At 69.7% G+C, this 20,858-nt stretch carries 22 protein-coding genes and 1 pseudogene; 5 read left to right on the top strand and 18 right to left on the bottom strand.

All coding sequences use genetic code 11. From position 1 onward, the window contains the following. Positions 1 to 45: 45 nt before the first annotated feature. The 10 genes from secG to uvrA all read right to left on the bottom strand — a co-directional run bounded on the left by secG (position 46) and on the right by uvrA (position 12,204). Positions 46 to 279: a preprotein translocase subunit SecG gene (secG, locus tag ACFSDF_RS18720; protein ID WP_167002997.1), complete on the bottom strand. Its 234-nt coding sequence runs from the start codon at positions 277 to 279 to the stop codon at positions 46 to 48. Positions 280 to 319: 40 nt separating this feature from the next. After that, complete coding sequence (tpiA, locus tag ACFSDF_RS18715) at positions 320 to 1,126, bottom strand: triose-phosphate isomerase (RefSeq protein WP_167002999.1); 807 nt, start codon at positions 1,124 to 1,126, stop codon at positions 320 to 322. 5 nt (positions 1,127 to 1,131) lie between these two features. Next, positions 1,132 to 2,322, bottom strand: coding sequence for a phosphoglycerate kinase (locus ACFSDF_RS18710; RefSeq protein ID WP_167003001.1), 1,191 nt, complete (start codon positions 2,320 to 2,322; stop codon positions 1,132 to 1,134). A 46-nt stretch (positions 2,323 to 2,368) separates the two neighbouring features. Beyond that, on the bottom strand, positions 2,369 to 3,373 hold the full coding sequence (gap, locus tag ACFSDF_RS18705) for a type I glyceraldehyde-3-phosphate dehydrogenase (protein ID WP_167003003.1): 1,005 nt from the start codon (positions 3,371 to 3,373) through the stop codon (positions 2,369 to 2,371). Positions 3,374 to 3,469: 96 nt separating this feature from the next. Beyond that, on the bottom strand, positions 3,470 to 4,456 hold the full coding sequence (gene whiA, locus ACFSDF_RS18700; RefSeq protein ID WP_167003005.1) for a DNA-binding protein WhiA: 987 nt from the start codon (positions 4,454 to 4,456) through the stop codon (positions 3,470 to 3,472). Between the two features lie 112 nt (positions 4,457 to 4,568). Beyond that, positions 4,569 to 5,480 carry a gluconeogenesis factor YvcK family protein gene (locus ACFSDF_RS18695; RefSeq protein WP_167004816.1) on the bottom strand — a complete coding sequence of 304 codons (912 nt, stop codon included), beginning with the start codon at positions 5,478 to 5,480 and terminating at the stop codon, positions 4,569 to 4,571. 62 nt (positions 5,481 to 5,542) lie between these two features. Next, positions 5,543 to 6,412 carry an RNase adapter RapZ gene (rapZ, locus tag ACFSDF_RS18690; protein WP_347877928.1) on the bottom strand — a complete coding sequence of 290 codons (870 nt, stop codon included), beginning with the start codon at positions 6,410 to 6,412 and terminating at the stop codon, positions 5,543 to 5,545. Next, on the bottom strand, positions 6,409 to 8,403 hold the full coding sequence (uvrC, locus tag ACFSDF_RS18685; protein WP_167003007.1) for an excinuclease ABC subunit UvrC: 1,995 nt from the start codon (positions 8,401 to 8,403) through the stop codon (positions 6,409 to 6,411). The genes rapZ and uvrC overlap by 4 nt, the downstream gene beginning before the upstream one ends. A gap of 87 nt (positions 8,404 to 8,490) precedes the next feature. After that, a complete protein-coding gene (locus ACFSDF_RS18680) occupies positions 8,491 to 8,997 on the bottom strand; it encodes a Rieske (2Fe-2S) protein (protein ID WP_167003009.1) in 507 nt (168 codons plus the stop codon). A gap of 123 nt (positions 8,998 to 9,120) precedes the next feature. Beyond that, a complete protein-coding gene (uvrA, locus tag ACFSDF_RS18675) occupies positions 9,121 to 12,204 on the bottom strand; it encodes an excinuclease ABC subunit UvrA (protein ID WP_167003011.1) in 3,084 nt (1,027 codons plus the stop codon). A gap of 138 nt (positions 12,205 to 12,342) precedes the next feature. On the opposite strand from uvrA, the gene ACFSDF_RS18670 reads away from it, so the two are divergent. From ACFSDF_RS18670 to ACFSDF_RS18660, 3 genes are all read left to right on the top strand, one after another. Next, positions 12,343 to 13,041 (top strand): maleylpyruvate isomerase family mycothiol-dependent enzyme, encoded by a 699-nt coding sequence (locus ACFSDF_RS18670; RefSeq protein WP_167003013.1) that lies wholly within the window; start codon positions 12,343 to 12,345, stop codon positions 13,039 to 13,041. Between the two features lie 23 nt (positions 13,042 to 13,064). After that, a complete protein-coding gene (locus ACFSDF_RS18665) occupies positions 13,065 to 13,718 on the top strand; it encodes an MBL fold metallo-hydrolase (RefSeq protein WP_167003015.1) in 654 nt (217 codons plus the stop codon). An 85-nt stretch (positions 13,719 to 13,803) separates the two neighbouring features. Beyond that, positions 13,804 to 14,352 carry a hypothetical protein gene (locus tag ACFSDF_RS18660; RefSeq protein ID WP_167003017.1) on the top strand — a complete coding sequence of 183 codons (549 nt, stop codon included), beginning with the start codon at positions 13,804 to 13,806 and terminating at the stop codon, positions 14,350 to 14,352. Positions 14,353 to 14,542: 190 nt separating this feature from the next. Here ACFSDF_RS18660 and ACFSDF_RS18655 read toward each other — a convergent pair whose 3' ends face one another. Next, the gene (locus tag ACFSDF_RS18655; protein WP_167003019.1) at positions 14,543 to 15,508 is read right to left on the bottom strand and encodes a hypothetical protein; all 966 of its coding nucleotides are present in this window, start codon (positions 15,506 to 15,508) and stop codon (positions 14,543 to 14,545) included. A gap of 188 nt (positions 15,509 to 15,696) precedes the next feature. On the opposite strand from ACFSDF_RS18655, the gene ACFSDF_RS18650 reads away from it, so the two are divergent. Further along, on the top strand, positions 15,697 to 16,275 hold the full coding sequence (locus ACFSDF_RS18650; RefSeq protein ID WP_167003021.1) for a hypothetical protein: 579 nt from the start codon (positions 15,697 to 15,699) through the stop codon (positions 16,273 to 16,275). Positions 16,276 to 16,396: 121 nt separating this feature from the next. Next, a complete protein-coding gene (locus tag ACFSDF_RS18645; RefSeq protein ID WP_167003023.1) occupies positions 16,397 to 16,933 on the top strand; it encodes a hypothetical protein in 537 nt (178 codons plus the stop codon). On the opposite strand, the gene ACFSDF_RS18640 is transcribed toward ACFSDF_RS18645, so the two are convergent. The 7 genes and pseudogenes from ACFSDF_RS18640 to ACFSDF_RS18610 form a co-directional block, all read right to left on the bottom strand. Beyond that, complete coding sequence (locus ACFSDF_RS18640) at positions 16,882 to 17,316, bottom strand: hypothetical protein (protein WP_167003025.1); 435 nt, start codon at positions 17,314 to 17,316, stop codon at positions 16,882 to 16,884. The two genes, ACFSDF_RS18645 and ACFSDF_RS18640, sit on opposite strands and share 52 nt — an antisense overlap. A gap of 6 nt (positions 17,317 to 17,322) precedes the next feature. Next, positions 17,323 to 17,529 carry a hypothetical protein gene (locus ACFSDF_RS18635; RefSeq protein WP_167003027.1) on the bottom strand — a complete coding sequence of 69 codons (207 nt, stop codon included), beginning with the start codon at positions 17,527 to 17,529 and terminating at the stop codon, positions 17,323 to 17,325. A gap of 422 nt (positions 17,530 to 17,951) precedes the next feature. Beyond that, positions 17,952 to 18,131, bottom strand: coding sequence for a hypothetical protein (locus ACFSDF_RS18630; RefSeq protein ID WP_167003029.1), 180 nt, complete (start codon positions 18,129 to 18,131; stop codon positions 17,952 to 17,954). A gap of 204 nt (positions 18,132 to 18,335) precedes the next feature. After that, on the bottom strand, positions 18,336 to 18,848 hold the full coding sequence (locus tag ACFSDF_RS18625) for a GNAT family N-acetyltransferase (protein WP_167003031.1): 513 nt from the start codon (positions 18,846 to 18,848) through the stop codon (positions 18,336 to 18,338). Further along, entirely contained in the window at positions 18,845 to 19,114 is a 270-nt protein-coding gene (locus tag ACFSDF_RS18620) for a type II toxin-antitoxin system TacA family antitoxin (RefSeq protein ID WP_167003033.1), read from the bottom strand. Before ACFSDF_RS18620 ends, ACFSDF_RS18625 begins: the two co-directional genes overlap by 4 nt. A 141-nt stretch (positions 19,115 to 19,255) precedes the next feature. After that, the gene (locus ACFSDF_RS18615; RefSeq protein WP_279587730.1) at positions 19,256 to 20,761 is read right to left on the bottom strand and encodes an NAD(P)-binding domain-containing protein; all 1,506 of its coding nucleotides are present in this window, start codon (positions 20,759 to 20,761) and stop codon (positions 19,256 to 19,258) included. Next, positions 20,691 to 20,837 (bottom strand): annotated as a pseudogene (locus ACFSDF_RS18610) (NAD(P)-binding domain-containing protein); the annotation flags it as partial. The gene ACFSDF_RS18615 and the pseudogene ACFSDF_RS18610, both read right to left, overlap by 71 nt. Between the last annotated feature and the right edge of the window lie 21 nt (positions 20,838 to 20,858).

The raw sequence follows: 20,858 nt of genomic DNA, 5'->3' as shown, positions 1-20,858 counted from the left end.
CGCTGCACCTCGGGTCGAGGTGCAGCGCTAAAGAAAATGAACCGGCTAGCTGAACCGGTAGAGCAAGCCGAGCGCGACGACGCTGATCGCCCACACGACGGCCGTGCCGACCGTGATGCGATCGAGGTTGCGCTCTGCGACGGACGAGCCACCAAGGCTGCTCGATACACCGCCGCCGAACATGTCGGAGAGACCGCCACCACGGCCCTTGTGCATCAGCACGAGAACGATGAGCAGCACGCTCGACAAGACGAGCAGGATCGAGAAGGTGAGGATCACGACGGATCGTCCTTACGAGTCGTACGGGATCGGTCGTGGCTCATGCCACGCCCGACAGGTCGGGGAGAGCATAGAACCGGCAGATGGCGGCAAACTCGTCCGCCTGGAGGCTCGCGCCTCCCACCAGGGCACCGTCCACGTCGGACTGCGCCATGATCGCGGGAGCATTCGCTGCCTTGACCGATCCTCCGTACAGGATACGCACCCGGTCCGCAGCCTGGGAGGACCACGTCTTGGCAACCTGCTCGCGCAGCGCCAGACACACCTCCTGGGCGTCGTCGGGGGTCGCCACCTCGCCGGTGCCGATGGCCCAGACGGGCTCGTACGCGATGACCGACTCCGCCACCTGGTCGGGCGACAGACCCGCGAGTGAGCCCTCGAGCTGCTGGGTGCAGTAGTCGACCTGCGTGCCCTCCTTGCGGACCTCCAGGCCCTCACCGACGCACACGATCGGCGTCATGCCGGCCTGCAGCGTCTTGAGCGCCTTCGTCGCGACCAGCGTGTCGGTCTCACCGTGATACTCGCGGCGCTCGGAGTGGCCGACGACCACGTACGAGCAGCCGAGCTTGGCCAGCATCGCCGCCGAGATCTCGCCCGTGTAGGCGCCGGCGTCGTGGACCGAGACGTCCTGGGCGCCGTAGCGGATCTTCATCCGGTCGCCGTCCACGATCGTCTGGACGCTCCGCAGGTCGGTGAACGGCGGAACCACCGTCACCTCGGCCTTGTCGAAGTCGTGCTTCTTGTCCTGGAGAACCCAGGCAAGCTTCTGCACCAGGACAACGGCCTCCTGGTGGTTGAGGTTCATCTTCCAGTTGCCCGCGATCAGCGGGGTGCGCGTCTGCGCCATTGTTGTCAGCCCTCCAGGACCTGCAGGCCGGGGAGCGTCTTGCCCTCGAGGAACTCGAGAGAGGCGCCGCCGCCGGTCGAGATGTGCCCGAACTGTGAATCGTCGAAACCGAGCCGGCGCACTGCCGCCGCCGAGTCGCCGCCGCCGACGACCGACAGGCCGTCGACCGCGGTGAGCGCTTGCGCGACAGCCTTGGTGCCAGCCGCGTACGCGGGGAACTCGAACACGCCCATCGGACCGTTCCAGAAGACGGTGCGCGAACCCTCGATCAGCCGCGCGAACGCCTCCGCCGACTCGGGGCCGATGTCGAGCCCCATCTGGTCGGCCGGGATCCCGTCCGCGGCGACGATCGTCGGCGGGGCGTCGGCGGAGAACTCCGGCGCGACGACCACGTCAGTCGGAAGGAGGATCTCGACACCCTTCTCGGCGGCGCGGGCGAGGTAGCCCTGGACCCTGTCGATCTGATCCGCCTCGAGCAGCGACGTGCCGACCTCGTCCCCCTTCGCGGCGAGGAAGGTGAACACCATCCCGCCGCCGATGAGCAGCGCGTCGGCCTTCTCGAGGAGGTTGTCGATGACGCCGAGCTTGTCGGAGACCTTCGACCCGCCGAGCACGACCGCGTACGGGCGTGCGGGATCCTCGGTGAGCTGACGGAGCACCTCGACCTCGGTCAGCACTAGCCCGCCGGCTGCCGCGGGCAGCCGCGTCGCGATGTCGTACACGCTCGCCTGCTTGCGGTGGACGACGCCGAAGCCGTCGGAGACGAACGCGTCGCCCAGCTCGGCGAGCTGATCAGCGAACGTGCCACGCTCGGCGTCATCCTTGCTCGTCTCGCCCGGGTTGAAGCGGACGTTCTCGAGGACGGCGACCTGCCCGTCAGCGAGACCGGAGACGACCTCGTGGGCGGACGGGCCGACGGTGCCGGTCGCGAACGCCACGTCCTGGCCGAGGAGCTCGGCCAGCCGGGCAGCCACCGGCCCCAGCGAGTAGGCGGGATCGGGCGAGCCCTTGGGACGGCCGAGGTGAGCTAAGACGACGACCTTGGCACCGGCGTCGGCAAGCCGCAGGATCGTCGGCACGCTGGCGCGGACGCGCCCGTCATCGGTGATGGTGGTGCCGTCGAGCGGCACATTGAGGTCGCTGCGGACGAGCACGCGCTTGCCGCGCAGGTCGCCGAGGTCGTCGATGGTCTTCACGTGGCTCCCAGACTCCGTACGGGGTGGGTCGGTTCGGCCGGTCGCGTCAGAGCGACGCGCCGACGAACGACGTCAGGTCGACGAGGCGGTTGGAGTAGCCCCACTCGTTGTCGTACCAGCCGACGACCTTCACCTGGTCACCGATGACCTTGGTGAGGCCCGAGTCGAAGATGCACGACGCCGGGTCGGTCACGATGTCGGTGGAGACGATCGGGTCCTCGGTGTAGACGAGGTAGCCCTTGAGCGGGCCCTCGGCCGCCGCCTTGACGATCTCGTTGACCTCCTCGACCGTCGTCTCGCGCGCAGCGGTGAAGGTGAGGTCGGTCGCCGAGCCGGTGGGCACGGGCACGCGCAGCGCGTAGCCGTCGAGCTTGCCCTTGAGCTCGGGGAGCACGAGGCTCACGGCCTTGGCGGCACCCGTCGAGGTCGGGACGATGTTGAGGGCGGCGGCACGCGCGCGGCGCAGGTCCTTGTGGGGACCGTCCTGAAGGTTCTGATCCTGGGTGTAGGCGTGGATCGTCGTCATCAGGCCACGCTCGATGCCGAGCCCGTCGTTGAGCGCCTTCGCCATCGGCGCGAGGCAGTTGGTGGTGCACGAGGCGTTGGAGATGATCTGGTGCTTCGCCGGGTCGTACAGGTTCTCGTTGACACCCATGACGACCGTCAGGTCCTCGTTCTTGGCGGGTGCCGAGATCAGGACCTTCTTGGCGCCGGCGTCAAGGTGGGCCTTGGCCTTGGTCGCGTCGGTGAAGAAGCCGGTCGATTCGATGACGATGTCGACGCCGAGATCGCCCCACGGCAACGCCGACGGGTCGCGCTCCTCGAACGCCTTGATGCTGCGGCCACCGACCGTGATGGACGTCTCGTCGTACGAGACGTCCTCGGGCAGCCGGCCCAGGATCGAGTCGTACTTGAGGAGGGTCGCGAGGGTCTTGTTGTCGGTCAGGTCATTCACCGCGACGACCTCGAAATCAGCGCCAGAGGCCAACGCCGCCCGGTAGAAGTTGCGGCCGATCCGGCCGAATCCATTGATACCTACGCGCACGGTCACGACGCTCTCCTTCGAGGATCACTCATCGGTCTTGACGATCACCACGAGCCTATCGCGGTGCCCCGACGTCCCCTCACACGGACTCCGGGCCCGAGATCAGGCTCCGTCGGCCAGCATCTCGTCGGTCAGGCTGGCCTCCGTGTCGGGGATCCCCAGGTCGCTCGCGCGCTTGTCGGCCATGGCCAGCAGGCGGCGGATGCGGCCCGCGATCGCGTCCTTCGTCAAGGCCGGGTCATGGAGCTGGCCCAGCTCCTCCAGGCTCGCCTGCTTGTGCTCGACGCGCAACCGGCCGGCCGTCTGGAGGTGCTCCGGGACCTCGTCGGCGAGGATCTCCAGGGCCCTCTGCACGCGTGCGCCCGCAGCCACTGCGGCACGCGCCGAGCGCCGGAGGTTGGCGTCGTCGAAGTTGGCGAGGCGGTTGGCCGTCGCCCGGACCTCGCGACGCATGCGCCGCTCCTCCCACGCGAGCAGCGACTCGTGGGCGCCAAGGCGGGTGAGCAGCGCGCCGATGGCCTCGCCGTCGCGGATGACCACGCGGTCGACCCCCCGCACCTCGCGGGCCTTGCCCTGGATGCCGAGCCGGCGCGCGGCTCCGACCAGCGCCAGCGCCGCCTCCGGCCCGGGACACGTCACCTCGAGCGCGGACGAGCGACCCGGCTCTGTCAGGGACCCCCGCGCCAGGAACGCCCCGCGCCAGGCCGCGACCGCGTCGCAGGTCGCCCCGGAGACAACCTGCGGCGGCAGTCCGCGGATCGGTCGGTTGGCGCCGTCGAGGAGTCCTGTCTGGCGTGCCAGCGCGGCACCCTCGCGGACGACGCGCACCACCCAGCGGGTTCCCTTGCGGATGCCGTTGCCCTGCAGGACCTGCACCTCGCTCGCGTGGCCGTACACGTCGGCGATGTCGTTGCGCAGCCTCCGCGCGGCGGCGCCGGTGTCGACCTCCGCTTCGACGACGATCGCGCCGCCGACGAGGTGCAGACCACCGCCGAACCTCAGCAGCGACGACACCTCCGCCTTGCGGCAGCACGCTTTGGTGACCGCCGTGCTCGACAGCTCCGACTTCACCTGCGCGGTCATCGCCATGCGCCCACTCCTCGTGTCTTCCTCGCCGGCCCCCCGGCTACGTAGATACCCCTGCGCCACTGTACGCGCGCCCCCGACGTGGCGTGGCTCTCGTACGGACCCTCCGCCCGCGTCACGGACACGCATGCATGACGCGCTCGTAGGCGGCTGCGAGGCGCAGCGGATCGTGACGCGGGCTGCCGTCGCCAAGCGCGAGGTTGTCGAGCACGAGCTCGCCACCGAGTTCGGCCGCCGCCGCACGCAGATGGTCCTCGTCGGTGACCGCGGCCCGGTCGGCGAGGACCACGTCGATGGTCAGGTCGGGCGCGTGCTCGCCCAGCACCTCGAGGTGGCGCTCGGGCGAGAAGCCCTCGGTCTCGCCAGGCTGCGGCGCGAGGTTGAGGACGACCATCCGGCGGGCCGAGGTCTCATGCAGCGCGAGGGAGAGCTCGGGGACGAGGAGGTTGGGGATCACGCTCGTGAACCACGACCCTGGCCCGACGACAACCCACTCGGCCTCTCGTACGGCGGTCAGCGCCGGCGGCGAGGCGGGCGGGTCGGAGGGGTCGAGCCAGACGCTGAGGACCTCACCGGCGGTCGTCGCGACCGCTGCCTGCCCGCGGACCTCCCCGACCGAGCCGTCGGGCTGGCGGACCGACGCCGCGATGTCGAGCGGCAACGAGCTCATCGGGAGCACGCGTCCGCGTGCACCGAGCAGCTGCCCGATCAGGTCGAGCCCGTGGACGTGATCACCGAGCAGCTCCCACAGGCCCACGATGAGGAGGTTGCCGAGTGCGTGGCCGTCGAGCTCCCCTGGCGACTCGAAGCGGTGCTGGAGGACCTGTGCCCACGTCCGTCCCCACTCGTCCTCGCCGCACAGGGCGGCCAGCGCCTGCCTTAGATCGCCCGGCGGCAGGACGCCGAGCTCCTCGCGAAGGCGCCCGGAGGACCCGCCGTTGTCGGCGACCGTCACGATCGCGGTGATCGCCGCCGGAAGATAGCGCAGTGCCGACAGGCTCGCCGCCAGTCCGTGCCCGCCACCCATCGCGACGACCTTGCGCTGGGCGACCGGTGAGTGCGCGGGACCACGGCGTCGGGTCGCGGCGGTCACTCGCGCCCCAGGTCGCGGTGGATCACGAGGGTACGGACGTCGTGGGCGCGAAGCCGCTCCCCCAGCGCCTCGGCCATCGCGACACTGCGGTGCCGACCACCGGTGCACCCGATCGCGAGCGACAGAAAGCGCTTGTTCTCGCGGACGAACCCGTCCGTCAGCGTCGTCAGGAGCGCCTCGTACTGGTCGAGGAACGGGAGTGCGTCGGGCTGGCTGAGGACGAACTCGCTCACCTCGGTGTCGAGCCCGCTCAGCAGACGAAGCTCCTCGTCCCAGTACGGGTTGGGCAAGAAGCGCATGTCGGCGACCATGTCGGAGTCGACGGGGATGCCGTACTTGAACCCGAACGAGACGATCGTCGCGCGCAGCGGGTGCTCGTCGGGGCTCTCGAACGCCGTAGAGACTCGCGCCGACAGCTGGTGGACGTTGAGGCGGGTCGTGTCGATGACGAGGTCGGCCTCCGCACGCAGCTCGCGGAGCATCTCGCGCTCGACCCGGAACCCGTCGAGGAGCCGGCCCTCCGTACGGAGCGGGTGGGGCCTGCGGGCGGCCTCCTGACGGCGTACGAGCACCTCGTCGGACGCCTCCACGAAGATCACCGTCGAGCGCAGACCCTCCTTGCGCATGCGCTCAAGAGCACCCGACAGTGCGGAGAAGAACTGGCGCGAGCGCGCATCGACCACGACGCCGAGCTTGGTGGCGACGTGGTTCTGGCCGAAGAGCTCGACCGTGTCACCCAGGAGCTGGGGTGGCAGGTTGTCGACGACGAAGAACCCGAGGTCCTCCAGAACTTTGGCGACGGTGCTGCGGCCGGCACCAGTCATGCCCGTCACGAGGACGAGCTCTTCTACACCCGAGCTGCTCACGATCCCTCCTCGAGGATCTCGCCGGTCGTCATGTTGATCGAGGGAGCCGACGGCGTCGACCTGTCTCCCGCGAGAGCCTCAGCGACCGCGGTCGCCGTACGTGGTCCGAAGCCCGGCACGGCAGCGATCTCGTCCACTGTCGCGGCCCGCAGCTTCTTGAGCGAGCCGAACCTGCGGAGCAACGCCTTGCGGCGCACCTCCCCCAGCCCAGGCACGTCGTCCAGAGCGCTCTCGACCATGGTGCGGGATCGGCGACCGCGGTGGTGGGAGATCGCGAAACGGTGGGCTTCGTCTCGTACGCGCTGGAGGAGGTAGAGGCCCTCGCTCGTGCGCGGGAGGATCACCGGATCCTCCTCGTCAGGGATCCAGACCTCCTCGAGGCGCTTGGCCAGGCCGCACAGCGGGATGTCGTCGACACCGAGCGCGCGCATCGCGTCGTGCGCGGCCGCGACCTGCGGCGGGCCGCCGTCGACGACCACCAGACCGGGGGCGTACGCGAACTTGCGCGGCTTGCCGGTGTCCGGGTCGACCAGCTGCGGGCCCTCGGCCTCGGCCGGGTCCTCGACGCCGATCTCGGGCGCGGCGAGCGCGGCCCGCTCGTCGAGGTAGCGGCGGAAGCGGCGCGTGATCGTTTCGTGCATGGACGCGACGTCGTTCTGGCCCTCGACGCCGCGGATGACGAAGCGCCTGTACTCGGACTTGCGCGGGAGGCCGTCCTCGAACACGACCATCGACGCGACGACCTCGGTGCCCTGGAGGTTGGAGACGTCGTAGCACTCGATGCGCAGCGGCGCCTCCGGCAGCCCGAGCGCCACCTGGAGCTCCTCGAGCGCGCGGGTGCGGGTCGTCAGGTCGCTCGCACGCTTGGTCTTGTGGAGGACGAGCGCCTGCTTGGCGTTGCGCTCGACGGTCTCCATGAGGGCACGCTTGTCGCCGCGCTGCGGGACGCGGATCGCCACCTTGCTCCCCCGCTGCTGGGTGAGCCAGTCGGCAACCGCGTCGGCGTCGTCGGGGAGCGCCGGCACGAGGACCTCGCGCGGGATCGCGTCGGCGGGCTCGCCGTCATACAGCTTCATCATGGCCCGCTCGACCATCTCGCCCGTCCCGGCGTCGTCGGTCTTGTCGGCGACCCAGCCGCGCTGACCGCGGATACGGCCGCCTCGTACGGAGAAGATCTGGACGCCGACCTCGAGCGGGTCGTCAGCGAGCGCGATGACATCGGCGTCGGTGCCGTCGCCGAGAACGACCGCGTTCTTGTCGAGGGCCTTGCGCAGCGCGTCGATGTCGTCGCGCAGGCGTGCCGCGCGCTCGTACTCCTGCTCGCTGGCCGCCGCCTTCATGTCGCGCTCGAGGCGCCTGATGTAGGTCGAGGTGTTGCCGGCGAGGAACGAGCAGAAGTCGTCGACGATCTCGCGGTGCTCCTCGGGGCTGACCCGACCCACGCAAGGGGCGGCGCACTTGCCGATGTAGCCGAGCAGGCACGGCCGCCCGATCTGCGCCGAGCGCTTGAAGACGCCGTTGCTGCACGAGCGCATCGGGAACACCCGGAGCAGGAGGTCGACGGTCTCGCGGATCGCCCAGGCGTGGCTGTAGGGGCCGAAGTAGCGGACGCCCTTGCGCTTGGGTCCACGGCCGACAGTCACCCGCGGGAACTCCTCGTTGAGGGTCACCGCGAGCCACGGGTAGGACTTGTCGTCGCGGTACTTCACGTTGAACCGCGGGTCGTACTCCTTGATCCAGGTGTACTCCAGCTGGAGCGCCTCGACCTCGTTGGAGACGACCGTCCACTCGACGCTCGCAGCGGTCGTCACCATCTGCTGGGTGCGAGGGTGGAGTCCGGCGATGTCCTGGAAGTAGGACGAGAGCCGCGAACGCAGTGACTTGGCCTTGCCGACGTAGATCACCTGACGCTGTACGTCGCGGAACCGGTAGACGCCTGGAGCATCAGGGATGGAACCCGGCGCCGGGCGGTATGTCGCTGGATCTGCCACGTGACCAGCCTACGAGGGGACGCTGACAGCGCCGCCGACCGGCACGCGGGGCGTTGCCGTGACGACCGCCCGCGTGCCGCTGAGGCCTCAGACGAGGAAGATCGCGTCGCCCTCGACGCGGACCTCGCGCTCGGGCAGCGCCTTGGTCGCCGGTCCCTGCAGGACCTTGCCGCCGTCGGTCGAGAACTCGCTGCCGTGGCACGGGCAGGTCATCGTCGTGCGCTCGATCATGCTCACGGCACACCCCTGGTGGGTGCAGACCGACGAGAACGCCTTGAACTCGCCCTCGGTCGGCTGCGCGACGAGGACCTTCTCGCTCTCGTACACGCGTCCGCCGCCGACGGGGACGTCGGAGGTCGAGCCGAGCTCGGTGCCGGTCGCGGGCGCACCGCCGTCGGTCGTCGCTTCTGCGCTCGGAGTGGTCGCGTCGCTCTGCGGCGGGGCGCTCGTCGTTGCGTCGGAGCCCCCTCCGTCTCCCCCGCCGCCGCATGCGGCGAGGAGCCCACCGGCGGCGACGGTGCCGCCCACAAGTCCTACTCCTTGGATGACGGTACGGCGCTTCACGGTGCTGGCCCTGTCCGGAGCGTCGGTCATGCCTGGCCTCTCGTTGGCGTGCAGTGTGGTGGTGCAGTCGGTGGAACGTTCAACGATCCCCACAGGCGAGAGGTGCCCGCAACTTCGCGTGACGGGTCCGACGGGCGCACCCCCGCCGACGCGTCATGCCTTCTTGGCTGCTGCCTTCTTGGCCGGCACCTGCTTCGCAGCGGACTTTTTCGCTGCGGCCTTCTTGGCCGGCGTCTTCTTCGCCGGTGTGGGCTTCTCCGCCTCGCGTGCGGAGGCCCGCGCCGCCTTGGCGGAGGCCGTACGACCGGAGCCCTTGCGGGTACGGCCGACCGGTGCGAGGTCGAGCGCCGGCTGCAGGGTCGGCTGCTTGGCCTCGCGCCCCTCGAGGAGCGGCTTGAGGAAGTGGCCGGTGTAGCTGTCGGGATGGGCCGCGATCTCCTCGGGCGTGCCGGCAGCGACCAGCATGCCGCCGCGGTTGCCGCCCTCAGGCCCCATGTCGATCAGCCAGTCGGCGGTCTTGATGACGTCGAGGTTGTGCTCGATGACGATGACCGAGTTGCCCTGGTCGACGAGACGACCCAGCACGCCGAGCAGCTTGCGGATGTCCTCGAAGTGCAGACCCGTGGTCGGCTCGTCGAGGACGTACAGCGTGCGGCCGGTCTGACGCTTCTGGAGCTCGGCAGCGAGCTTGACCCGCTGCGCCTCGCCGCCGGACAGCGTCGGGGCCGGCTGGCCGAGACGGACGTAGCCGAGCCCGACGTCGACGAGCGTGCGCAGGTGGCGCGAGATCGCCGGGATCGCCTCGAAGAACTCCAGCGCCTCCTCGATCGGCATGTCGAGGACCTCGGCGACCGTCTTGCCCTTGTAGTGCACCTCGAGCGTCTCGCGGTTGTAGCGAGCGCCGTGGCACACCTCGCACGGGACGTAGACGTCCGGGAGGAAGTTCATCTCGATCTTGATCGTGCCGTCGCCCGAGCACGCCTCGCAGCGCCCGCCCTTGACATTGAACGAGAAGCGGCCCTGCAGGTAGCCGCGGACCTTGGCCTCGGGCGTCGCGGCGAACAGCTTGCGGACGTGGTCCCAGACGCCGGTGTAGGTGGCCGGGTTGGAGCGCGGCGTGCGGCCGATCGGCGACTGGTCGACGTGGATGATCTTGTCGACCAGCTCGACGCCGGTGATGTCCTTGTGGCGGCCCGGCAGGGTGCGGGCGTTGTGGATGGTCCGGGCGAGCGACGTATAGAGGATGTCGTTGACCAGCGTCGACTTGCCCGAGCCGGAGACACCCGTCACGGCGACCATCTGGCCGAGCGGGAACGCCACGTCGATGCCCTTGAGGTTGTGCTCGCGCGCGCCGCGCACCACGAGCTCGTGGCCCTCTCGGCGTGGGCGCCGCTCCGCCGGGACCGAGATCTCCCTGCGGCCGGACAGGTAGGCGCCGGTGATTGAGTCCTCCGACGCGAACAGCTCCTCCACCGGGCCGGACACGATGACCTGCCCGCCGTGCTCGCCGGCGCCGGGACCGATGTCGACGGCCCAGTCGGACGCCCGGATCGTGTCCTCGTCGTGCTCGACGACGATGAGGGTGTTGCCGAGGTCGCGCAGCCGCACCAGGGTCTCGATGAGGCGGTGGTTGTCGCGCTGGTGGAGCCCGATCGACGGCTCGTCGAGGACGTAGAGCACGCCGACGAGGCCGGCGCCGATCTGCGTCGCCAGCCGGATCCGCTGGGCCTCGCCGCCGGACAGCGACCCCGCCGCGCGGTCGAGGCTGAGGTAGTCGAGGCCGACGTCGAGCAGGAACCGCAGCCGTTCGTGGATCTCCTTGAGGACGTGTTGGCCGATCTGGCTCTCGCGCTCGGACATCTCGAGGTCGCTGAGGTAGCGGGCGGCCTCCTCGATGGACAGCGCGGACACCTCGGCGATGTTCTTCTCGCCGTGGGTGGCCGAGGTGACCGTCACGCCGAGGATCACGGGCTTGAGGCGCGTGCCGCCGCAGGTCGGGCACGGCACCTCGCGCATGTAGTCCTCGAAGCGCTCGCGTGTCGTGTCGGACTCTGCCTCGGCGTGCCGGCGCACGACGTACGGGATGACGCCCTCGAACGAGCTCCAGTAAGAGCGCTCACGTCCGTACCGGTTGCGGTAGTGGACATGCACCTGCGTCGGGTGGCCCTCGAGCAGAGCCTTGCGCGCCTCGGAGGGCAGGTCCTCGAACGGCGTCGCGGTCGTGAAGTCGAGCTCCTCGGCCAGGGCGTCAATCAGGCGACCGAAGTAGTCGGCGACGTGGGCGGCCGCCCACGGCGCGATCGCCCCGTCGTCGAGCGACAGGGACGGGTCGGGGACCACCAGCTCGGGGTCGACCTCCATCCGGGTGCCGAGACCGGAACACTCGGGGCATGCGCCGAACGGGGCGTTGAACGAGAACGAGCGCGGCTCGAGCTCGTCGACCGCCAGCGGGTGGTCGTTGGGGCAGGCGAGCTTCTCGGAGAACCGGCGGATGCGGTGCGGGTCGTCCTCCGGCAGGTCGACGAAGTCGAGGAGCACCAGCCCGTCGGCGAGGTTGAGCGCGGTCTCGACCGAGTCGGTGATGCGCTGCTGGGCCGACGGCTTGACCGCGAGCCGGTCGACGACGACCTCGATGTGGTGCTTCTTCTGCTTGGCGAGCGTGGGGGGCTCGTCGGCGAGACTGTGGGTCTCGCCGTCGACGCGGACGCGGCTGTAGCCCTGGGACTGCAGCTGGCGGAACAGGTCGAGGTATTCGCCCTTGCGGCCACGGATCACGGGCGCGAGCACCTGGAAGCGCGTGCCCTCGCCGAGCTCCATGATGCGGTCGACGATCTGCTGCGGGGTCTGCTTGGTGATGGCCTCGCCGCACACGGGGCAGTGCGGGTGGCCGATACGCGCGTAGAGCAGGCGGAGGTAGTCGTAGACCTCGGTGATCGTGCCGACCGTCGAGCGCGGGTTGCGCGAGGTCGACTTCTGGTCGATCGAGACCGCCGGCGACAGGCCCTCGATGAAGTCGACGTCGGGCTTGTCCATCTGCCCCAGGAACTGGCGCGCGTACGCCGACAGGCTCTCGACGTAGCGGCGCTGCCCCTCCGCGAAGATCGTGTCGAACGCGAGCGAAGACTTCCCGGAGCCCGATAGACCCGTGAAGACGATCATCGCGTCCCGTGGGAGATCAAGGGAGATGTCCTTCAGGTTGTGCTCGCGAGCGCCGCGGATGAGCAGTCGATCTGCCACGTGTTCAGCCTTCCTGGGGGTCGCGCCGGTGGGGACATCAGGGCGCGGATCGCTGCCCGAGCAGGGCTCGACCCACCTTCTCCATCGTAGCGAGGGGTCCTGACAGGAACGCAGGTCAAGACCTGGCAAGGTGGGACCATGGCGACCCCGAACGACGTGATCGACCTGGTCGACTCCCGTACGCGCGAGCTCCTCGTCGACCTCGACGGGCTCGACGACGCCGACATGCGGGCGCCGAGCCTGCTGCCCGGCTGGAGCCGCGGTCACGTGATCACCCACCTCGCCCGCAACGCCGACGCCCTCGTACGGCTGCTGACGTCGGCACGGACGGGTGAGGCGATCCCGATGTACGCCTCGGCCGAGCAGCGCGACGACGACATCGAGGCAGGCGCGGGCCGCAGCGCCGACGTACTGCTCGACGACCTCACAGAGACGTCCATCGGCTGGATCGTCGAGGCACGCGCGCTCCCGGAGGCAGCATGGTCGGCGACCGTCACCGCCCGAGGTGGCCGACAGGTCGCCGGGTCGTGGGTGCCGATGATGCGCGCGACCGAGGTCGTCCTGCACCACTACGACCTCGACCTCGGCTACACGCCCGACCGGTGGCCGCCGGGCTGGGTCTCGCTCGCGATGCACGACGCCGCCCGCGACCTGTCTGAGCGTGCCGGAGAGCCCCTCGCGCTGCGCGCCGTCGACTCCGGGCTCGGCGTCGGCGACGGCGGAGGCCGTACGGTGTCGGGGACGCAGGCCGACCTGCTGGCCTGGGTGACCCGAAGCGTCACCGGGCCCTCGCTGGCCACCACCGGCGACCTGCCCGACCTCGACGCCTGGCGCTGAGACCGTACGAACAGGAGCTCACGATGACGTACACCGGCAAGGTCACCGTCGGAGGGACGCCCGACGTCCGCGAGCTCGCGGACCTCATCGTCACCAAGGTGGCGGTCGGGCCGATGAGCAACAACGCGTACGTCCTGCGCTGCCGGCACACCGACGAGCAGGTGCTCATCGACGCGGCGAACGACGCCGGCACGCTCATCGAGGTCGTCGGAGAGTCCGGTCTCACCTCCGTCGTGACCACCCACCGCCATGGCGACCACTGGCAGGCACTCGCCGCCGTGGTCGAGGCGACGGGTGCGCGGACGATCGCGGGAGCCGAGGACGCCGAGGCGATCGGGGTGCCGATCGACGCCGTGGTGACCGACGGCGAGGAGATCGCCGTCGGACGCTCCCGCCTGCGCGTCATCCATCTCGTCGGCCACACGCCGGGGTCGATCGCGCTGCTGTACGACGACCCGGAGGGCATGCCGCACCTGTTCACCGGAGACTCGCTGTTCCCCGGCGGGGTCGGCAAGACCTGGTCGCGCGACGACTTCGCCTCGCTGATCGACGACGTAGAGCGCAAGATCTTCGACCGGCTGCCCGACGAGACGTGGTTCTATCCCGGCCACGGCGACGACTCCACGCTCGGCCAGGAGCGCCCTCACCTCGCGCAGTGGCGCGAGCGCGGCTGGTAGGCCGCGTGACGCCGCGCGCTCCAGCTCCACACCACTCAGCGCCCGACCCTGCCGCCCGGCCCCATCCCCGGCAGGATGACAGAAGATGACACTGGAGACCGAAGGGCTGTGGGTCGAGTGGCATGTCCGCCGCGACCGCGAATTCGACGACATCGCGCTGTGGGGCGGGAGCGTCTACGCGTACGACGAGACCGCGGAGAGCGAGCAGCGGGCGGTCGGGCACGCCTCGATCGTCGTGAGCTTGCGCGGGATCTTCCACGAGCGCGACGCGCTATTCGAAGCGCTCGACGCCAATAGCGGAGACCTCTCCGTGATCGCCGAGGAGCTCGGCCGACACGACGACCACGAGCTGATCCGCTGGTCCGACGGGCCAGGACTCGGCATGGTGATCGTCGAAAGCGTCGAGCTCGAGCCCGCCTATCGCGGACGCGACCTCGGCGTCGAGATCGTCCGAGACGCGCTCGCGGTGATGAGCGCAGCGACCGTCGTCCTCTATCCGGCCCCGATCGGCTCGAAATCCAAGCGCGGCGAGGAGCGCCTCCAGGCGTACTGGTCGCGGCACGGCTTCGAGCCGCTGGGCAACGGTGTCTACATCGCGTCCAACGATGACGTCCTCGCCGCGGGCGACCGGTAACCGAACGCACCCGTTCCCGCCGCCCGGCAGCCGATACCCGCATGGTCTGGCTCGACTTCGAGCGCGACGGGGTCTGCTGGCTCCGAGCTCGAGCTGTCCGCTGGCACGGCCGGCACGTCTGCGTCGCAGTCGCCGACGACAGGCTGCAGGTGCCGTATGTCTGGGTCGACGCCGTCGACGTACAGCGGCGCTAGGAGCCCGGCGGGCTCGCTGAGCCGTCTTCGATCGCATCGTCGATTTCCAGGACGGCCTCGAAGACGGTAGGCCAGTCGGTGCGCGTCATGAAGATGTCCAGTTCGCCTTGCGCGCCCCACTTCAACCTGAAGCCGATCGCCGCGAGAAGTCGAGCCTCGATGTCGGCGAGCTCGCGGATCCCGGATTCCAACTGCCCTACGGCTAGAGGAAGGCGGGCATCCGGCATCTGCTCCAGCAGCTGGGAGCGGTCGTCCCAGGTCGACGACGCGAACTCCTCCCACAGTGCTCGGACGGGTGGGGAGAACGTGTCTGGGAGTAGTTCGCGGTCCCCGGCGGAGACCTCAGCCGCGCTATACGAGAGGACCTTCCCCAGGTTCTGGACCACGGGGAGAATCCTCATCGCGGCGGCGTAGAGGTCGCCACGGTTTGTGTCGGACGGCCAGTGGTCGTTCAACGCCTCGAGGACGTCGACGCCGACCTCGAATAGGTGATGGGGCACATCGTCGGTGAAGCTCCTCGGTGTACATCCAAGATTCTCTGCGTGGAGCGCGAGCGTGATGCGGAACTCGTCGAGCGCGCACCTAGCCGAGCCGACCTCCCAGACGCGGGCATCAGAGCTTGGGCTGGTTCGCCCTTCGTCGAAACCCTCGCCTCGCCGGTGGAGCAGGAGGTGCCCGGCCTCATGTGCGGCGAGCGCGGTGACCGCCGCTCGTTCCTCCATCACGGCGTCCGCCGACAGGTAGCTGGTGGTTCCGTCGACGGTCTTGCCAGCGACCACGCCTCCACTTCGGTCGAGCGCGTAGCTGGAGTTGCCCGTCGCCTCGCGGACGGAGCGGGCGAGATCGCCGGTGAGGATGATGTTGGCGTCGTCGACCCCCATGAGCTGAACGCCAGCACGGACGTCGTCGGCGATCGCGGAGTCGAGGGTTGCCCCGTGTTCAGTGGTGATGGAGACGGTCACCCGACCAGCCTTTCACTATGGCGCGAGAGAACGAGAGAGCATCGCCCGGGCTATTGATTGCCATCCGGACACTCTCGGAGAGCTCGGCTGGTTTTCCCCAGATTCCGCCAGGGCGGGACGGAGCGAGCGGAGCGGGGGTCGCCCGGCGCCGGCGGTGCCAAAAGCCGGTCCGCGTCGGTGACGGAGTCGTGCAGATCGCGAGCGAGCTCGTGCTGAGCCGTGCGCAGCTGTGCGATCTCGTGCGCAAGCAAACTCCTGCGGCACGACTCGGGCACTGCAAGGCTGACGCGATGGACGTCGCCGTGACCGACATCGTCGCGCTCGTACTCGTCGTCGTCGCGGTGGTGCTCGCCGTCGTCGGCGGTGCGGTCGCCGCGCGCAGAGGTAGCAAGCTGATGGCGTGGCTCGTCGGCACAGGGGCGGGCGTCGTCGCCGTGCTGGCTGCGCTGGTCTTGGCTCGCGATCCCTCGACCAGCACAGCAGCGTCGTGCGATCAGCCACGGGAGCTCGCTGCCTCCTACCTGAGCAAGTTCGAGAAGGTTGAGCAGGCGGATACGCGAGCAGGCTGGGAGCACGACGGCCCGAACTGGAACTCGAGCTTCGAGCCAGGAGCCGCAGATGAGCAGCACTTGAGCCGTACGGCGGAGGCGACGACCTACCTGCGGCTCTGGGCACGAACGGTCGCGAGGAGCAAGGAGTGCTTCAAGACCGGCGACATCACCACTGCTGAATCCATGATCGAGGCGGAGATCTCGGTCAGGCCGTGAGTTCACGCGCTGACGGTGAGCGTCGACGGACCCACGCAGATCGCGCCTGAGGACCTGTTCCGTACGTTCTCGTATGCGCATGCACAGGCAGTTGGCGAACCGGGACGCTAGGTTCGCCTCCATGTTCGATGCGAGTGGTGACTGGATCACCAGCGAGCGCGGCACGGCATGGATCGATGTCGTGGGCACGACGGTGACCACCATCGGCGTCGCGGTCGCGGTCGCGGTCTACGTGACAAACACGTTCGATCGACGGCGGGCGCAGGCCCAGCTGGTGAGCGCGATCTTCGAGGACTCCGGCAAGTCGGAGTCCGAGCACGTGCTCCGCGTCCGGAACGGCTCGGACGAGCCGGTGTTCAACGTCTTCGTTTGGCTTGACCACGACGGGGGCCCGTCTGGCCCCTACTTCGTCAGCGCGGTGGCCCCCCACGATGAGGTCCCTTTCGTCGACCACGCCGAGGATCTGCACCGTCTCGGAGACATTGCCTTCGCCGCCGACATGTCCTTCACCGACGCGGCGAACCGCAAGTGGGAGCGCGCCGGGGCCGGGCACAAACTGCGCAGGGCACGTCCGTGGCGACGCAGCGCCAAGATGGCTCACCGCGCTCACGTGCATGCCGAGGACGACGCGAACGCCGAGTCAGAGCTCGACCGCTGACTCGAGCCGGTCGATCTCGTCGAGTAGGTCGCACCACTCGGAGCGGGCGGTGACGGCGGCGAGATAGAGCTGTCGCTCGAGCGCGCGCCAGAGCCAGCAGCCGCTGCTGGGCGTCGTGCGATAAACAGGGCCGCGAAGGCGCGTGGGTCCAGCGCGCGGCCTCGGCGGGCGCAGATGAGCAGCAGGGCGTCGTCGAGCGTGTCGGCGAGCTCGGGGTCGTCGGGGTCGTCGGGGTCGTCGGGGTCGAAGATCATAAGGGCGAGGGCGTCGAGCATCAGCCACAGTCCGGGTTCGCGGACGTCGCTGATCGCACCGTGCAGGGTGGAGGCGATCTCGAAGCGGACGTCGAGCGGGACGGCGTCGGGGATGGTCAGCCTGGCCACGGGGACCTAGTAGACGCCGCGCTCACGTCGGTGCTCGTAAGCACGCTGGGCGGCGACGGCACGCCGGATCAGAGTGCGCAGCGCGGGGCCGACCTTGAGGAACTTCGCGGCACGCTCGAGGGCTGCGGCGGAGTCGTGGGCGAGCTCATCCATCAGGCGGCCCCGGCTGCGGGTGTCCAGGTAGGCGAACAGCTCGCGGACGGCGGCGAGCACGAGCGGCGGGGTCGATTCGACAGCGACGCGGCTCCGGGCGCGTGCAGACTCCAGGGTGCGCGGCAGTGGCGTATCGACGGGGCGCGGCGACACGCGGCGGCCAGGGCGGCGTAGCGGTGAGCGGCACGGGGTCACGGGACTTCCTCCAGTCCGGTGAGCGGCACGACGACGGCCTCGGCGGGGACGGCTCCTTCGGGTCCGCGGGTTCCGAAGCTGCCGTCGGCGTGCTGGCGGAGTCGGTGACGAGCACGGTGCTGCCGTCTCCGTTGCGAACCACGCCGGCGCGAGACAGGGAGCCGCCGATGACACGTGACCAGACGAACGCCTCGAGCCGGTCGCGGTAGCCGAGGTCGTTGTCGTAGCGGCGTGGGGAGCCCAGATCGTCTGCAGCTCGCCGACCGCGGGGGGCAACTCAAGCGCGTTCACGGGGTCGCCTCGAGGGCGGCGACGGAGACCGCGCCGGTCGTGTTGACCGAGGCGACTCCGAAGCGGAGTGCGGCGGCATCAGTGCCGAGCTCGCCAGGACGGAGCTGGGCGAGCCGTTCGAGTTCGGCGGCACGGATCGTGACACCGCCGTGGGCGTAGGCAAGACGTGGTCGCACGACGACTTCGTGACGCTCATCTACGACGTCGAGCGCAAGATCTTCGACCGGCTCCCGGACGAGACCTGGTTCGATCCCGGGCAAGGCGACGACTCCACGCTCGGCGCCGAGCGGCACACCTCGCGGAGTGGCGAGAGCGAGGCTGGTAGCCAGCAAGACGTCGCGGTTCGCTCGCCCGCCGAACGGATCGACCCGGCCCCGGGGCTACGCGTAGTCGCGCGTGGCCTCGAGGTCTTGGATCGGCAGCATGAGCAAGCGGCCCTCGACCGGAGACGGCAGGAACCCGCGATCCCGATACCAGGTCACGAGCTCGTCCCGCAGCGCGTGCACCAGCAGCACCTTCGCACCAGCGAGCTCGGCGATCTGAAGCGTCCGGAGGACGGCGTCGGCCAGCAGCAGGTCGCCGACGTGCTTGTATGCATACTTCTCGTCCCGTCCCATGCGCCCCAGAAGCACGCCCGGGATCTCGAATGGCGGCATTCCCTCGGCTACCTCTGCGGCAGCCGTCGACTTCTGCAGGCTTGCAAGGGAGAGAGCGTAGTAGCCGATCACAGCGGGATCGTCGCCGTCGACCAGAACGAAGGTGCGTGATGACCGGCGGGCCTGGTTCGGTAGCGCGTAGCGCTTCAGCCAGTCGGCTATCGAATGCTCCCGGCATGTGAAGGCGCTGACGTCATGACGCGATGCCAGCGGCTCGAAGTGCCAGTCCCCGGTCACTGACGGATGTACTTCGCGTGCAGCCGGAGGCTCTCGGCGAGCTGAGGACGGACGGTGGCTGGGCGGTCCAAGACGGCGACGAGCTCGTCCCAGCGGGAGCCTGTGAGCTCGAAGACGCGCTGGTCGGCCAGCACGTCGTTGGCGCGGTCGCTGAGCGCGGTCACGGCGAAGTCGGACACCGTTCGGTGCTCCACCTCGGCAGCGCTGCGGATGAGGTCCATCTGCTCTTTCGTCAGCCTCACATGGAGGCGTTCATCCTTAGCCATGCCTCAAGTGTGCACACAATGGGCACACGAGCACAACCGTGCCGTCTCGCAGCCACGCGTCTCAGGCAGCCGGGACGTCGCACGCGGCCAGGACGGGACCACCGTCGCCTGCCGTCACCTCCGCACCGGTGAACTCCGCGTTCACCGACCCGACACGGACACGACGGCCTCGCAGTAGCCCTGCGCTTCCGTCTGGCTCGCCGGCGCATCTGCGAGATCGGTGACGACCGTGACCCGCGGCGCGTTGTCGTCGCTGAACTTCTTGATGTGCTGCCACTTCGGTTGGTTCGGCCACCCGTACGACATGGAGAACGCGTCCTCGACCTGGCTGGCCAGGCTTGGCTGCGCCGTCGTCGCCAGCGTCGTCGTCTCGGTGGCGGAGGGTTCGTCGTCCGCCGAATCGTCGCCGTCGGAGCAGCCGGCGAGGACGATGAGCGCGACAATCCTCACCGCTGACGCAACTCGTCTCCTCATGCCCCCAGTGCAACCGATCGCACGGAGCCACGCCAGCCGAGTCCACCCGTCAGGCAGCCGCCTGGTCGCCGGCGAGCGCGTGGGCGACGAGACGAGCGTCATCGCCCACGCCCCACACCAGGGACGAGCGGCGGTTGCGCAGGAAGTGCACCCCGCAGAAGAAGAGGCCGGGAACCCGGTCGTGAGGTCGTCTGCGGTCACAGGGAACCCGTACGGGTCGAACACCGGGAAGTGCACCCAGCGCGCGTGGTCCGGCCGGAAGCCGGTCGTGACGAGGACGGCGTCGATCGCCGAGACCGGCATCTTGAGCAGCGGTTCTGCGACGAAAGGCGCCGGCTCAGGAAGGTCCGGCGCGTCGGCGCCGAGTCGCTCGTGCAGGACACGTCGGGCGTCGGCGAGGCGCGCATCGCCGAACGCGACCGACGCCGCGAGGTCGTCGGCGAAGCTGACCGTCCCGTCGATGACGCCGAGCAGGTGCCCGGTGAGCGTGACACCTCGCTCCTGGAGCACGCGGTAGTGCAGGTCGTGGCCGCCACCGGCGCCGGTCGCCTGCACGTTGGCGAGCAGGCGCATCTGCGGACTTGGGAGGGCCGAGAGCGGCTGGTCGAAATAGCCGGCACGCTCGAGCCACGTCACGATGTCGACGCCGTCGATCCGCCGCGGGACCCAGGGCGCCCGACCGCAGGCGAGCACGACGTCGCGACCTGCCTGGTGCAGCTCCTCGGCGAGCTGGACGCCGGTCTGCCCCGAACCGACCACGAGGATCCTCCCTTCAGGAAGGTCGGACGGGTCGCGGTACGCCGTCGCGTCGAGGACGGGGGTCGTCCGGGCGAGCTCGGCGGCAGCCGCGGGGACGTGCGGGCGCGGGTAGGCCCCCGTACAGAGGACGACCGAGTCCGCGTCGAGGTCCCCGTCGTCGGTACGGAGCCGGAAGCGCGCCGTGCTCCCCCGGTCGACCGACGTGACCGCCACGCCCTCCCGTACCGGGGCCACGTCGAGGTCGGCGTAGTCCTGGAGGAAGGCCACGATCTCGTCCCGCCCGACGTGGCCCTCGGGCTCGTCGCCGTCGCCGGCTCCCGGGGAGGCGGAGCGTCCAGTTCGGGGTGACGAGGGTGGAGCTGTCCCACCGGTTGCGCCAAGCGCGCGCCACCTGGTCACGCTCGAGGACGACATAGTCGACGCCCGCCTCGCGCAGCTCGTGGCTGACAGCGAGCCCGGCCTGTCCCGCACCGACGACGATCGTGGTCATCGCACCCTCCTCGTACGCCCC

The organism is Mumia zhuanghuii, assembly GCF_042681565.1.
Lineage (GTDB): Bacteria > Actinomycetota > Actinomycetes > Propionibacteriales > Nocardioidaceae > Mumia.
Note: the sequence above shows the minus strand (reverse complement) of the source record. Positions and strands in the feature narration are given on the sequence as shown.

What these genes read in the sequence shown, in the direction of transcription:
- ACFSDF_RS18620 (WP_167003033.1), bottom strand. Translation starts at nt 19,114, where the DNA reads ATGGCTAAGGATGAACGCCTCCATGTGAGGCTGACGAAAGAGCAGATG.
- ACFSDF_RS18680 (WP_167003009.1), bottom strand. Translation starts at nt 8,997, where the DNA reads ATGACCGACGCTCCGGACAGGGCCAGCACCGTGAAGCGCCGTACCGTC.
- tpiA (WP_167002999.1), bottom strand. Translation starts at nt 1,126, where the DNA reads ATGGCGCAGACGCGCACCCCGCTGATCGCGGGCAACTGGAAGATGAAC.
- ACFSDF_RS18670 (WP_167003013.1), top strand. Translation starts at nt 12,343, where the DNA reads ATGGCGACCCCGAACGACGTGATCGACCTGGTCGACTCCCGTACGCGC.
- ACFSDF_RS18665 (WP_167003015.1), top strand. Translation starts at nt 13,065, where the DNA reads ATGACGTACACCGGCAAGGTCACCGTCGGAGGGACGCCCGACGTCCGC.
- ACFSDF_RS18645 (WP_167003023.1), top strand. Translation starts at nt 16,397, where the DNA reads ATGTTCGATGCGAGTGGTGACTGGATCACCAGCGAGCGCGGCACGGCA.
- ACFSDF_RS18660 (WP_167003017.1), top strand. Translation starts at nt 13,804, where the DNA reads ATGACACTGGAGACCGAAGGGCTGTGGGTCGAGTGGCATGTCCGCCGC.
- ACFSDF_RS18615 (WP_279587730.1), bottom strand. Translation starts at nt 20,761, where the DNA reads ATGTCGTCCTCGAGCGTGACCAGGTGGCGCGCGCTTGGCGCAACCGGT.
- ACFSDF_RS18695 (WP_167004816.1), bottom strand. Translation starts at nt 5,480, where the DNA reads ATGGGTGGCGGGCACGGACTGGCGGCGAGCCTGTCGGCACTGCGCTAT.
- whiA (WP_167003005.1), bottom strand. Translation starts at nt 4,456, where the DNA reads ATGGCGATGACCGCGCAGGTGAAGTCGGAGCTGTCGAGCACGGCGGTC.